This window comes from Streptomyces sp. NPDC002403 (assembly GCF_053593015.1).
In genome coordinates this window covers 44,858-57,968 of record NZ_JBSFBQ010000048.1, presented here as the reverse complement: position 1 = coordinate 57,968, position 13,111 = coordinate 44,858, and the positions used below count along the sequence as shown (strand labels likewise).

Genomic DNA, 13,111 nt, shown 5'->3' with positions numbered 1-13,111 from the left:
CCCGGTTGATCATGGTGATGTCGATCCTGCCGGTGGCCTCGTCGGGCGCGGCGTCCGTGGCGTCGATGGCCAGGTCCTTCGTCTTGCAGAACGTGATCTTGCCGCCGGTCTTCGTCGCGCCGTTCGCGGCTGCCTCTGCCTTGGTGTCCTCACCGGAGCCGGACTTCGCGTTGATGGCCTCCGAGCCGCCCTGCGACTTCGAGCCGCTGTCCGAGGACGAGAACGAGGACGAGGAGCTCTTGGAGGACGCGTCCTTGCCGGAGTCGTTGCTGCCGCAGGCGGTGAGCGAGAGGGTGGCGGCGACGCCGATGGCGGCGAGAGCGGTGATGCGGGTGTACTTCACGGTGTTCCCCCAGGAGTAGCGCGGTGCGTGCGGTCGGAAGTATTTGTATCCCGCACCGAGTCACAGGCGGTCCTCCGCGACGTCTTCGTTCCGTCACAGGCGTATCGACCTCACGGTCCGCCAAGGCGCCACCGAACGATCACCATCCTGGCCCGAGCTCGACCACCCGGATCTTGTCCACCGAAGTGAACTTGCTTGCAATCGCCGGCCGCCGCATCGGATCACCGCCGGTGCAGTACGCCAGCACCTTCCGGGCCTCGATGCCCAGGACTGCCAACGGCCTGTTCTCGGACCGCGGTTCGATGCCCGCGGGGGTTGCGGCCGCAGCCGCCTTCTTCACGCCTGGCCGCCGCGACGTCGATGTCGGCCTGGTGGTGTGCGTCGGACGCTATGCGGCCGCCGGAGCAGTGGCGACGGGACCGGTCCAGGTGTTCCCGGTTGTGGCCGTAGCTTCTGGCGCCGAGCCTGTGGACCGAGGCTCCCGCTGATCACGCCGGAGTCGTGGGGGACCGGTGCGAAGCCGCCAGCGCCCCGAAGGCGGCGAGGCGGTCAGGGGCGCCGAAGGCACTCATGTCGTCGCCGGTGGCAGCCAGGGACTCAGCGTCGAGGACGACGTCCAGTCCGGGCAGACTGGTGAGAACTTCGAAGGTGTGGTGATCGCGAAGCCGGACCTCTATGAGCTTGTCGAGCTCCGCGACCCGCCGGTTTGAGGGCCATCACTTCCTTCGCCGGCGTACGGACCATCTGGGCAAGTTGGGCCAGGCCAGGCTAGGTCGTGCCCTGTGCCTCGGGGACTGCGCGTGCGAGGCGCGAGGCGTTCGGAAATGTCAGGTGCTCTCACCGGGTCAATGCGAGCAGTTCATCGATCACCGGCTCCTCACCACCGCTACCGAGGTGGGCGATGGCCGCGAACGGCGCGATCACCCGGCTCCAGGCGTGGAGCCGGTCGCCATCGAGCCCGCACGCTGCCGCCACGCGCCCACAGCGGGTCTCGACGCCTTCCATCCCGGCGCCGGCCACGACGTAGTCCACAGCGTCGAAGCACGGATCACCCACACATGCCTTCGGATCGATGGCCATCAGGCCGCGGTCCACGCCACCGTCGAGCACGTTGCCCAGGTGCAGGTCACCGTGGAGCAACACGGTTGTCTCTTCCGTGTCCAGCAGTCGCTCACACCGCTGGATGGCCCTGCTCCACACAGTGGCATCGACACGTGCACCGATTGCAGGCTCGGACAGCCGCCTACCGACACGAGCGAAGGCTTCCTCGCACCGGTCGCGCAGCACACGCGGCGGCCGTGGAGGTGGAGCGACCCCGTGCAGCGCGGCCAGCAGATCCGACCACTGCCCGGGAAGCGAAGCAGCAGGCATGTCCTCCGCCGGCGTTCCTGGCACGACCTCTTCCAACACCATTGCGCCCGCGTACTCGTCGACGGCCAGCACAGCGGGCACCCGGCCCGAGGCGGCGAACCACCCCAGCATTCCGACCTGCTCGGCCAAAAGGGCTCGATCCGGACTGATCTTCAGGACCGCGGGCGTGCCGTCAGGCCATTGGCACCGCAGCGTGACCGACGAAGCGCCGTCCGGGAGGGATTCACCGAGGGAAAGGTCCCAACGGGACGTCAACCGTGCAATCAGATTCGGCGTATCAGCGCACCATTCGGCCACCTGTGGACCGAATCGACGAACCAGCCGCGTAGTTACGCTGTCCACATCCACCCATAGCCGTTTCATACGGGCCAGTCTGCCCCTCCCGGTCCTGGTGTAGCTGTAGCGGTAGGGGCAGATCGGACTGATGTGAGTGCAGCGGGTTTCGTCTGGTGCGCGAATCGACTCGCCGGGGAACAACGCGTCGTAGAGGTGCACGCCGTGCATGGCAGTGAATTTGTGGGAGTTGATGTGGTTGTTGGCCCAGACGGCGAGGGCGTCGTCGCTGCTCTTGGGCACGTGGCCGACGAGGATGTCACGATGGGTGACTTCCGGGATGAGCCACTCGCTTGTCCTCGTGCGAAGCAGCTGCCGCTCCCACATCTCCCCAATCGGTCACGTCTCAGCTGCGCTCAACCTTCCCTACGTTCTTCCACGAGACCGGGCAAGCTCTTCGTATGGCTGGCCCACCCAGGGAAGTCGGGTGTGGCTTTCCCCCTTCTGTCGCTTGTGGCTACCAACCATTGGCCGCCGACGCCCCACACCCACTGATCATTAGCCTTCGGCGACAACGATCGGTTCTCACCGGCACAGGACACCCGATTTGTGGGATTTCGGGCACCATTTTGGTTGGCTTTGCCAGCCGTATGGCCTGTACTCCCGAATCGATGACGTCAGCGAGTGGAACGTTCTTGAGCCCGTTGAAGCAGCGTTGGACTCTCCCATCGTGGGAGAGTCCAGCATGATGGTATGCAAGAAGAACTTCTCACCATAGGGCGCTTCGCGCGCCTGTGCCGCCTCAGCGTCAAGCAGCTACGGCACTACGACGAGATAGGGCTGTTGGCCCCGGTCCGCGTGGACGTCAGCTCGGGCTACCGCTATTACGCGCCCGAACAGGCGCGTGATGCCCTGACCATCGCCCTGCTCCGCGAGACGGACATTCCCTTGGCTGTGATCGCCCAGGCGCTGACTGCCGAGCCTGAGCGCAGGGCACAGGTCCTGCGCGCTGAGCGGGACCGGCTGGCCGAGCGGATCAGCAGGGACCAGGTCCGGCTGGAGCTGCTGGAGCGGCTGGCGGAGGGCGGTCTGCCCGGCTATGAGGTGACGATGAACAGAGAGCCGGAGCGACGACTGGCAGTGGTGCGAGCCGTCTGCACCCCTGCAGGGATCGGAGGCACGGTCGAGGAGTGCGTAGGCCGACTGCTGCCCGTGCTCGGTATGACGGGAATCGCGTGGGAGCCGCCGCTGTGGGGGCTGTACCCGCTGGATCTGAAAGAGCGGATGGAGATCACCGTCGGAGCACAGATCCCGCAAGGAGAAGCCATGCCCGGCCTGGATATTGAGGTGCTGCCCGACGGACTCGTTGCCGAGACCACGCACATCGGGCCCTATGCACAACTCCCTTTGGCCTACAACGCGCTCTTCGCCGCCATCCACGAGCGTGGACTGCACCCGCGGACACCCGTACGCGAGGCGTATCTCGTCGGACCGGCAGAGGCATCGCAAGAGGAACTGATGACCCGACTGATCATCCCCGTCCAGGAGAGTGTGGCATGACCGAGGTAATAGACATCGATGCCCGGGGTACGCAGCACTGCGAGACGACAGCCTTGGGGGTGTTGCTGCGGCACCAAGGACTTGATCTGTCCGAGCCCATGCTGTTCGGCCTCGGCTCTGGTCTGTCCTTCATCTACTGGGACAGCAAGAGCATGGGCTTCCCCTTCCTCGGGGGACGGGTCAAGCCTTTCGACCTCACCAGAAACCTGGCAACCGGACTCGGGCTGGAGCTCCTGGTCCAGGAGACCACCTCCCCGCGCAAGGCATGGGGCAACGTGGTGGCCTCCATCGAGGCTGGCCGCCCGGTCGGACTGCAGCTCGACAGTTGCTACCTGGACTACTTCGGCTCGAACGTCCACTTCGGTGGCCACGTCGTAGCCATGTACGGCTACGACGACGACAACGCCTACCTGGTGGACACCGACCAGCAAGGCGGAGCGGTATCCACCAGCCTGACCAGCCTCGCCCGGGCCAGGGCAGCGCGCGGCCCGATGACCGCCAAGCACCGCTCCTTCACCCTCACCGTACCGAGGAACCCGCCCTCCCCACAGGGGCACATCGTCCCCGCCATCACCGCCTGCGCCGACGCCTTCCTCAACCCGCCCATTGCCAACCTCGGTCACCGAGGCGTGGAGAAGGCGGGAAAACTGGTGCGTACATGGCTCCAGCGCACTGACGCCCCGCAGCGGGACCTGCCGCAGGCTGCCCTCCTGATGGAGAAGGCCGGCACCGGCGGCGCCCTGTTCCGTAACCTCTACCGCGACTTCCTCGCCGAATGCACCAATCTGCTCGACAGCAACCATCTGCGCACCGGCCACACGTTGTACACCGAGGCAGCCGGCCTGTGGACGGAAGCGGCATTGCTGATCAAGAAAGCTGGCGAATCGGACAATGCGCAGTGTCTCGTCCAGGCGGGCTCGGTCCTCGGCGAACTTTCACGTATCGAGCGAGAGGCCATGCAGGCGCTCAGCTGCCTGGGGAACGAGACCCCCAGAGGGACCCGGCCCTGACAGCCGTCAGGAAACCTTGGCGACCTCAAGCAATCAGCACATCACCGCTGCTCTGGAGCCCGCAGGACCCTGCAGGGCTGCGCGGCGCAGCTCGCTCGGCAGGACAGCGTGCAGGCGTGGCCGGTCGCAGGCCGCGGTCCAGTCCCGTAGCCGGCGCCGGATCGTCACCCTGGAGCAGCCCACGCTCTCCGGGGGAATGTCCCGCCAAGCGATGCCGGTCCGCAGTGCATACATGACGCCGGCGAGAGCCGTTCGGTCGGGAACGCGCAGTCGCCCCGGATGGCGGTGATGCCACGATAAGTCAGATGCGCACTACCCCAGTGAACGCTCCGTGGCCCACGCCCGCGCGAGTCACCGCGAGCCAGCCGTGGCCGCGCAGTGTGGTGGTGGGTCCGACCTCGACCGGATCGCCGGAGAGGTAGTAGGCCGTGTTGCTGACGTCGCGTTCCATGGTGGCGTGGGGGCGTGGTCGTAGTCGGAGTCGTCGGTGAGCGGTTCCTCCCAGTCCATGGGTTCGCCCCGCCACTCCGGGTGCTCGTTGCGCCAGTACCGGCGGCGCGGCACGCCGTTGAGAGCGACCGACCAGGTCATCGAGTCGCTGTGTTCGTCCTGGCAGTAGAACTGGGCCTGGCCGCAGGCCGCACTGAGGCGACTGAGGAGTTCGTCCATGTCCCAGTTCATGCTGCCCAGCGGTGTGTCTGCGTAGATCAGCCGCCAGCCGCCAGCCGCCAGCCGCCAGCTCCGGGGTGACGAACACCCGGAACGCAGCGTGCTCCGTGCCGTCGGGGTCCACGACCGCGGCGGTGTCGTTGTCCATGGCGGAGAGCCCCATGGAAATCGTGCAGGGGACGCGGTCGTGCAGTCCCATGGCCTCGAAGAGGCCCTCGTACGCCGCGCCGGGGACGGCCAGCCAGGCGCCGGGTTGGCTGATTCCGGGGCGAGGAAGCCCGTCTGGTTCTACTTCGGACCGGACACCGATGAGTATGCACGGTGCCCCCTTCCCGCCGAGGCGTACGTCGCGAACTCCGCCACTACATCCAGGCCTCGCTCCCACCCCACCAGTCCACCGGCGACGATGGCGCAGGGAATTCCTCGGGCTCCTCGGCCGGCAGCCCGCAGACCCCGACCATCGCCCCACCCCAGCCCACGCGCCGCGCCGCCACGCCCCGGCTATCCGGGTCGGCAGGTCGAGCATCGGGACCGGGGCCAGGTCCAGCGCTTCGCGGGGAGTCGGCTCGCGACTTCCACCCCGATCCGGGTCTTCCCGGATCCGTCGACGGCGACGACAGGGGTCCGGAGTCCGCCCGAAGTGCACGGAGCCCGCTCGCGAGCCCGCCACCTGGCGGCCGCGGCCCTCCCTTGTGCCGTGTAGGCGGGTGGCGCCCTCCGTCTGGTAGCCAAGATCTTAATACAAGACAAAAGAAAAGTAGTGACTGATGTATTGACGCCACTTGGCAGGTCCCTGCAAGGTTCCGGAGAGCGCTCTCCCGTTTCCCTTCTGTTTCAAGGAGACTTCCGTCATGCCTGCAGTTGGAATACCTGTCGCGCCACCACCTCCGGCGACCGCCGGGCGTCGTGTACGGCGCGGCCTCGCCGGTGGCATCGTCACCACTCTGGTGGCGGCCCTTCTGTCGGCCTTCCCGGCCGGAGCGGCGCAAGCTGCCCAGACGCTCCTGTCCCAGGGCAGGCCGGTCACGGCCTCCAGCCAAGAGAACTACGGCACTCCGGCAGACGCCGCGGTGGACGGCGACAACGGGACCCGCTGGTCGAGCAGTGCCACCGACGACCAGTGGCTGAAGGTGGACCTCGGCGCTCCCGCTGAGGTCGGCCAGGTCGTGCTCCAGTGGGAGACGGCCTACGCCAAGGCGTATCGCATCGAGTTCTCCACCGATGGTGACACCTGGACGACCGCCTACAGCACGGCGAACGGTGCCGGCGGCACCGAGACCGTCCCGGTCTCCGGCACCGCCCGCTATGTGCGGATGCACGGAGTGACACGTGCGACCGGGTACGGCTACTCGCTCTGGGAGTTCCAGGTTTTCGGTGACAACGGTGACGGCGGTGGTCCGACGCTGCCGGGCGGCGGTGACCTCGGCCCCAACGTGCACGTCTTCGACCCGTCCACGCCCGGCATCCAGGGCAAGCTCGACGAGGTCTTCAAGCAACAGGAATCAGCCCAGTTCGGCAGTGGCCGGCACGCCTTCCTGCTCAAGCCGGGCACGTACAACGGCCTCAACGCCCAGATCGGCTTCTACACCCAGATCGCCGGCCTCGGACTGCGCCCTGACGACACCACCATCAATGGGGATGTGACCGTCGACGCCGGCTGGTTCAACGGCAACGCCACCCAGAACTTCTGGCGTGCCGCCGAGAACCTGGCCGTCAACCCGGTCAACGGCACCGACCGCTGGGCTGTCTCCCAGGCGGCCTCGTTCCGCCGGATGCATGTCAAGGGCGGCCTGAACCTCGCACCGAACGGGTACGGCTGGGCCAGCGGCGGCTACATCGCCGACTCGAAGATCGATGGCACGGTCGGACCGTACTCGCAGCAGCAGTGGTACACCCGCGACAGCTCGGTCGGCGGCTGGACCAACGGCGTCTGGAACATGACCTTCTCCGGCGTCGAGGGCGCTCCTGCCACGAGCTTCCCCACGCCCCCGTACACGACGCTGGACACCACCCCCGTCTCCCGTGAGAAGCCCTTCCTCTACCTCGACGGGAACGAGTACAAGGTCTTCGCCCCCGCCAAGCGTGTCAACGCGCGCGGCACCACGTGGGCCAACGGGACCCCGCAGGGCGAGTCGATCCCGCTCAGCCGCTTCTACGTCGTCAAGCCGGGGGCGACCGCGGCCACCATCAACGCCGCTCTCGCCCAGGGGCTGCACCTGCTGTTCACCCCGGGTGTCTACCACGTCGACCGCACCATCAATGTCGACCGCGCGAACACGATCGTGCTCGGCCTGGGTCTCGCCACCATCATCCCGGACAACGGGGTGACGGCCATGAAGGTGGCCGACGTCGACGGTGTCCGACTGGCCGGTTTCCTGATCGATGCGGGCCCGGTCAACTCACCGACGCTGCTGGAGGTCGGCCCCCAGGGCGCCGCCTCCGATCACGCGGCCAATCCCACCACTGTCCAGGACGTGTACATCCGTGTCGGCGGCGCCGGTGCCGGCAAGGCCGGCACCAGCATGGTCGTCAACAGCGACGACACGATCGTCGACCACACCTGGGTCTGGCGTGCCGACCATGGCGAGGGAGTGGGCTGGGAGACCAACCGGGCCGACTACGGCGTCCGCGTCAACGGCGACGACGTTCTGGCAACAGGCCTGTTCGTCGAGCACTTCAACAAGTATGACGTCGAATGGTACGGCGAACGCGGCCGCACGATCTTCTATCAGAACGAGAAGGCATACGACGCCCCCAACCAGGCCGCTGTCCAGAACGGCAGCACGAAGGGCTACGCCGCATACCGCGTCGATGACTCGGTGAACACCCACGAGGCGTGGGGCCTGGGGAGCTACTGCAACTACGACGTCGACCCGACGATCCGTCAGGACCACGGCTTCAAGGCCCCGGTGAAGCCGGGTGTGAAGTTCCACAGCCTGCTCACGGTCTCCCTCGGCGGGAACGGCCACTACGAGCACGTGATCAATGACACCGGGGCGTCGACCGTGCCGGCCGGTACCTCCACCGTCCCCTCCACCGTCGTCTCCTTCCCCTGATCCGCCCGGACCGGGCCGCACGGTCCGGTCCGGTCCGGTCCGTGCCTGCCTCCCCGCCGCGCGGACACCGAATCCTTCCGGGCCGGGTGTTCCTGTCCCCGCTACCCCGGCCCGGAAGGCCTCAGGCCCCAGGCCCATCGTGCATCTCCTTCCCCCCGCAGACACCGCAGAGCCCCAGCCCGTGAAGCCGGGCACATGCGGCGTCCCAAGCCATCCAGGAGCACACGTGTCAAGATCCACCTCTCTCCTCGCCCCCCGATTCCGGTACGGAGGTCTGTCCCTCGCCACGGTCTGTACCGTCGTCGTCTCGACCCTGGCGTTCGGCCTGCCCCAGCAGGCGCAGGCGGCGGAGACGCTCCTCTCCCAGGGCCGCCCCGCCACGGCTTCCTCCCAGGAAGGGGATGCCCTCTCCGCCGGTGCCGCCTTCGACGGAGACCTCACGGGCACCCGATGGGCCAGTCAGTGGCGTGACGACGAATGGATACAGGTCGACCTGGGAGAGAGCCGGAACCTGAGCCGGATCGTGCTGACCTGGGAGGCCGCCTACGGCAAGGACTACAAGATCCAGACGTCCGACAACGGCTCCGACTGGCGCACCCTGAAGACCGTCACCGGAAGTGACGGCGGCACGGACGACATCGCCGTCTCCGGCTCGGGACGCTACGTCCGGATGCAAGGGGTCGCCCGGTCCGGCGGCTACGGCTACTCCCTGTGGGAGTTCCAGGTCTACGGCGACGCGGGCTCCGGACCCGAGCCCACGAACGGCACCGTCCGCGTGTCCGGGACCCAGGGCAACTGGCAGCTGACCGTGGACGGCCGGCCCTACACCGTCAAGGGACTCACCTGGGGCCCGTCGATCGCCGACGCCCCGAAGTACCTGCCCGACGTGAAGTCGATGGGCGTCAACACCATCCGCACCTGGGGCACCGACGGTTCCACCAAGCCGCTCCTCGATTCGGCCGCAGCCCAGGGCATCCGGGTCATCAACGGCTTCTGGCTTCAGCCCGGCGGTGGCCCCGGTTCGGGCGGCTGCGTCGATTACGTCACCGACACCACGTACAAGAACTCCATGCTCACCGAGTTCGCCCGCTGGGTGGAGGAGTACAAGAACCACCCGGCGACGCTCATGTGGAACGTCGGCAACGAATCGGTCTCGGACTCCAGAACTGCTACAGCGGCACAGCACTGGAGAACCAGCGAAACGCCTACACCGGATTCGTCAACGACGTGGCCAAGAAGATCCACGCCATCGACCCCGACCACCCCGTCACCTCGACCGACGCCTGGACCGGCGCCTGGCCCTACTACAAGCGCAACGCTCCCGACCTCGACCTGTACTCCATGAACTCCTACGGCAGTCTCTGCAAGGTGCGCCAGGACTGGATCGACGGGGACTACACCAAGCCGTACATCATCACCGAGACGGGTCCGGCGGGCGAATGGGAGATGCCCGACGACGCCAACGGCATCCCCGACGAGCCGACTGACGTACAGAAGGCCGAGGGATACACCAAGGCATGGAACTGCATCACCGGCCACCAGGGCGTCGCCCTGGGTGCCACGATGTTCCATTACGGCACCGAGCACGACTTCGGCGGAGTCTGGTTCAACCTGCTGCCCGACGGGCTGAGGCGTCTGTCGTACTACGCCGTCAAGAAGGCGTACACCGGCTCCACCAGCGGTGACAACACTCCGCCCGTGATCAGCGACATGACCGTCTCCTCAGCCGGCGCCACCCCGGCCGGCGGCGAGTTCACCGTCCGCGCCGACATCCGCGACCCCGACGGTGACCGCGTCACTCCCAAGATCTACCTGAGCGGAAACTACGCCAACGGCGACAAGCGGCTCGTCGAGGCGAATTGGCGCGCTGCCGGCGACGGTACCTTCGCCGTCACGGCTCCCGAGAAGCTCGGTGTCTGGAAGGTGTACATCCAGGCCGAGGACGGACACGGCAACGCCGGCATCGAGACCAAGTCCGTCCGGGTCGTCGCGCCTCCGGTCGCCGGTACCAATCTGGCCCTCAACCAGCCGACCACCGCCTCTTCCTACCAGGCCGCCTACGGCGACTGCCCCTGCCTGCCCTCCCAGGCGACCGACGGCCGGGCCGACACCCGCTGGGCCAGCGACTGGAGCGATCCCCAGTGGATCGAGGTCGACCTCGGCGCGGTCAAGAGCATTCGCACGGTCCAGCTGGTGTGGGACCCCGCGTACGCCAAGTCCTACGAGGTCCAGGTCTCCGACGACGGTTCCACCTGGCGCACGGTCCACTCCACCACCACGGGCAACGGGGATGTCGACACGATCGGCCTCGATACGGCGGCCCGCCACGTACGTCTCCAACTGACGTCCCGTGGCACCGGGTGGGGCTACTCCCTCCACGAATTCGGCGTCTACGGCTGACCTCCCCGCGACGGGTGGCGGAGCCGACGGCGAAGCTCCGCCACCTCGCATCGCATACCGGCGTGTGACGCGTCCCGCGTGCGCGCGAACCCCACCCAAGGAGATCCCCCCCATGAGATCGAGTCCCAAGCGTCTCCCCGCACTTCTCCTCGGCACCGCCCTCGTCGCCAGTCTCCTCGGCATCGGCACCATCGCCTCCGCCGCGGACCCGGGCAAGGACGCCCCGCCCCCGGCCGCAGCGGCCCACGGCGGACACATCATGACCCCGTCCCTCAAGGCATCGGGTGACGACGTGGACGGGGACGGCTACATCCCCGCGGTTCCGCAGATCACCGGCGTGACGCCGTCCACCGCGAATCCGCCCCATCGGTACTTCCACGAGTTCCAGGCCCACTGCTCCGCGACCCACACCGCTCCGGACGACCCGATCGTCTTCCCCGGCCAGCCGGGGAAGTCGCACGACCACACGTTCATGGGCAACACGTCCACGAACGCGAACAGTGTCACCGACTCCCTCTACGGAGGTGACACCGCCTGCCTGGCGCCCGCCGACGCCTCCGCCTACTGGATGCCGTCGATGTTCAACGGCGACCAGAAGGTGCTGCCCACGGGTCCCCAGACCATCTACTACAAGTCCGGTGTGACCGACTACACCAGTGTGCGGCCCTTCCCGAAGGGGCTGCGATTCGTCGTCGGCAACCCGATGCAGAGCGCGGAGGAATTCCGGGCCCACCCCGGCTGGGTGGAGGGCTGGGAGTGCGGGGACGACTTCAAGAACGTCGACTTCCCGAAGCAGTGTCCGACGGGCACCCAGGTGAACATCCGTATGCAGGCGCCCAGTTGTTGGGACGGCCTGTATCTGGACACGCCCGATCACCAGAGCCACATGGCCTATCCGGTGGTCAAGGCGGGCACGAACGACAATGTGTGCCCGGCCGACCACCCGGTCGCACTGCCGATGATCGAGTTCAAGATGGCCTTCCCGGTCGACGGCGACATGTCGAACGTCCGGCTGGCCAGCGGTCGTGGCTACTCCTTTCATTACGACTTCTTCAGCGCCTGGGAGGAGCGCACTCTCAAGGCCATGGTCGACCACTGCATCGTGGGCGGCCTGCAGTGCGACCCGCGCGGTTATGACGAGACGAACCCCGAGCGCGGCGCGGTCCTGAACGAGGACTACCGGCTGCCCTGAGTCGTCCGGAGCCCCACCGCGGCCCGGCCCGCCCCGCCCGTCGGGGTGGCCGGGCCCCTGCCGGAACCCGGAGAGCAGGGCCGGCCCGGCACGTCACCCCACCGCTTCCGACCGGACGGATGCGCTCCTTCCGACGGAGCCGCCCGTGGGCGGCGGCCCGGTCCGAGGGGACGCGAGGTACGGGAAAGCAGCACGTTAGAGTGCGGGAGTGAACAGGCGGGGACCGACTCTGGAGGACGTGGCGCGCGAGGCGGGCGTCTCCAGGGCGACCGTTTCCCGCGTCGTCAATGGGGTGCGCAATGTCGACCCCGCGCTCCAGGACGTCGTACGGCAGGCTGTCGAACGCACGGGATACACCCCCAACGGTGCGGCCAGATCACTCGTGACCAGGCGTGCCGAGACCGTGGCGCTGCTCATCTCCGGAGCGGGGGACGAGTTCGCCGCCCGGGTGTTCGCCGACCCCTTCTTCGGCCGGATCGTCAGCGGCGCAGTGGCCTACCTGCGCGGGCGCGCGATGCACCCGGTGCTGATGCTCGCCGAGTCCGAGAGCGCCAGGCGGCAGGTCGTGGACTACCTCCGCCAGGGAAGCGCGGACGGTGCGCTGGTCGTCTCGATCCAGGCAGACGACCCGCTGCCGCAGATGCTCCGTGACGCGCAGATTCCGCTCGTGCTGTTCGCCCGCTCCCCGCACGGGCCCGAGGTCAGCTCCGTGGATGTGGACCACTACGCGGGCGGGCGGCTCGCCGCCGGGTACCTGCTGGACCGAGGATGCCGCCACCCCGCGACGATCTGCGCCCCCCAGGACCTCCCGGCCGGCCGGGACCGGCTGTCCGGATTCTGTGATGCCCTGGAACACGCCGGGCGGATCCGGCCGGCGGTGGCGGAGGGCGGATTCACGGTCGAGAGCGGCGCGGCGGCGATGCTCCGGCTGCTTGCCGGGCACCCGGAGGTGGACGGGGTCTTCGCAGCGAATGACCTGATGGCCCAGGGAGCGTGCCAGGCCCTGCGCGACCGGCGCTTGCGCGTGCCCCACGACGTGGCCGTGGTGGGTTTCGACGACTCCAGCGTCGCCGTGACCTGCCGGCCGCCGCTGACCACGGTGCGCCAGCCCGTGGAGGAGATGGCCGCGGCGATGGCGGAACTCCTGGCGGGGCAGCTCCAGGGTTCGGTGGCCGGCCCGACGCATCTGGTCTTCGAACCCGAGCTTGTCGTACGGGAATCGGCCTGACCTGACCTG

9 protein-coding genes and 3 pseudogenes are annotated in these 13,111 nt (G+C 67.8%); 8 read left to right on the top strand and 4 right to left on the bottom strand.

Annotated elements, in window-relative coordinates:
* Nucleotides 1–343: pseudogene (locus tag ACWCPY_RS34405) on the bottom strand (DUF4232 domain-containing protein); the annotation flags it as partial.
* Nucleotides 344–516: 173 nt separating this feature from the next.
* Between ACWCPY_RS34405 and ACWCPY_RS34400 the strand changes: the two are divergent.
* Both ACWCPY_RS34400 and ACWCPY_RS34395 read left to right on the top strand, forming a co-directional pair.
* On the top strand, nucleotides 517–831 hold the full coding sequence (locus ACWCPY_RS34400) for a hypothetical protein (RefSeq protein WP_451271680.1): 315 nt from the start codon (nucleotides 517–519) through the stop codon (nucleotides 829–831).
* 24 nt (nucleotides 832–855) lie between these two features.
* A complete protein-coding gene (locus ACWCPY_RS34395; protein ID WP_451271678.1) occupies nucleotides 856–1,053 on the top strand; it encodes a hypothetical protein in 198 nt (65 codons plus the stop codon).
* A gap of 127 nt (nucleotides 1,054–1,180) precedes the next feature.
* Here ACWCPY_RS34395 and ACWCPY_RS34390 read toward each other — a convergent pair whose 3' ends face one another.
* On the bottom strand, nucleotides 1,181–2,056 hold the full coding sequence (locus ACWCPY_RS34390) for an aminoglycoside phosphotransferase family protein (RefSeq protein WP_451271686.1): 876 nt from the start codon (nucleotides 2,054–2,056) through the stop codon (nucleotides 1,181–1,183).
* A gap of 684 nt (nucleotides 2,057–2,740) precedes the next feature.
* On the opposite strand from ACWCPY_RS34390, the gene ACWCPY_RS34385 reads away from it, so the two are divergent.
* Nucleotides 2,741–3,547, top strand: coding sequence for a MerR family transcriptional regulator (locus ACWCPY_RS34385; protein ID WP_451271676.1), 807 nt, complete (start codon nucleotides 2,741–2,743; stop codon nucleotides 3,545–3,547).
* Nucleotides 3,544–4,557, top strand: a complete 1,014-nt coding sequence (locus ACWCPY_RS34380; protein WP_451271674.1) for a BtrH N-terminal domain-containing protein — start codon at nucleotides 3,544–3,546, stop codon at nucleotides 4,555–4,557. Before ACWCPY_RS34385 ends, ACWCPY_RS34380 begins: the two co-directional genes overlap by 4 nt.
* A gap of 33 nt (nucleotides 4,558–4,590) precedes the next feature.
* Here the strand turns inward: ACWCPY_RS34380 and ACWCPY_RS34375 are convergent.
* Nucleotides 4,591–4,836: pseudogene (locus ACWCPY_RS34375) on the bottom strand (transposase); the annotation flags it as partial.
* 72 nt (nucleotides 4,837–4,908) lie between these two features.
* A complete protein-coding gene (locus tag ACWCPY_RS34370; protein ID WP_451271672.1) occupies nucleotides 4,909–5,238 on the bottom strand; it encodes a hypothetical protein in 330 nt (109 codons plus the stop codon).
* Nucleotides 5,239–6,077: 839 nt separating this feature from the next.
* Here ACWCPY_RS34370 and ACWCPY_RS34365 point away from each other — a divergent pair.
* From ACWCPY_RS34365 to ACWCPY_RS34350, 4 genes and pseudogenes are all read left to right on the top strand, one after another.
* Complete coding sequence (locus ACWCPY_RS34365) at nucleotides 6,078–8,282, top strand: discoidin domain-containing protein (RefSeq protein ID WP_451271670.1); 2,205 nt, start codon at nucleotides 6,078–6,080, stop codon at nucleotides 8,280–8,282.
* Nucleotides 8,283–8,595: 313 nt separating this feature from the next.
* Nucleotides 8,596–10,682, top strand: a pseudogene (locus ACWCPY_RS34360) (discoidin domain-containing protein).
* A 112-nt stretch (nucleotides 10,683–10,794) separates the two neighbouring features.
* Complete coding sequence (locus tag ACWCPY_RS34355; RefSeq protein WP_451271668.1) at nucleotides 10,795–11,874, top strand: DUF1996 domain-containing protein; 1,080 nt, start codon at nucleotides 10,795–10,797, stop codon at nucleotides 11,872–11,874.
* A gap of 208 nt (nucleotides 11,875–12,082) precedes the next feature.
* Complete coding sequence (locus tag ACWCPY_RS34350) at nucleotides 12,083–13,102, top strand: LacI family DNA-binding transcriptional regulator (RefSeq protein ID WP_451271666.1); 1,020 nt, start codon at nucleotides 12,083–12,085, stop codon at nucleotides 13,100–13,102.
* Nucleotides 13,103–13,111 lie beyond the last annotated feature (9 nt).

Bases quoted from the DNA above. Each gene is read 5' to 3' on its own strand.
- ACWCPY_RS34385 (WP_451271676.1), top strand. From the start codon at position 2,741: ATGCAAGAAGAACTTCTCACCATAGGGCGCTTCGCGCGCCTGTGCCGC.
- ACWCPY_RS34355 (WP_451271668.1), top strand. From the start codon at position 10,795: ATGAGATCGAGTCCCAAGCGTCTCCCCGCACTTCTCCTCGGCACCGCC.
- ACWCPY_RS34370 (WP_451271672.1), bottom strand. From the start codon at position 5,238: ATGAACTGGGACATGGACGAACTCCTCAGTCGCCTCAGTGCGGCCTGC.
- ACWCPY_RS34380 (WP_451271674.1), top strand. From the start codon at position 3,544: ATGACCGAGGTAATAGACATCGATGCCCGGGGTACGCAGCACTGCGAG.
- ACWCPY_RS34365 (WP_451271670.1), top strand. From the start codon at position 6,078: ATGCCTGCAGTTGGAATACCTGTCGCGCCACCACCTCCGGCGACCGCC.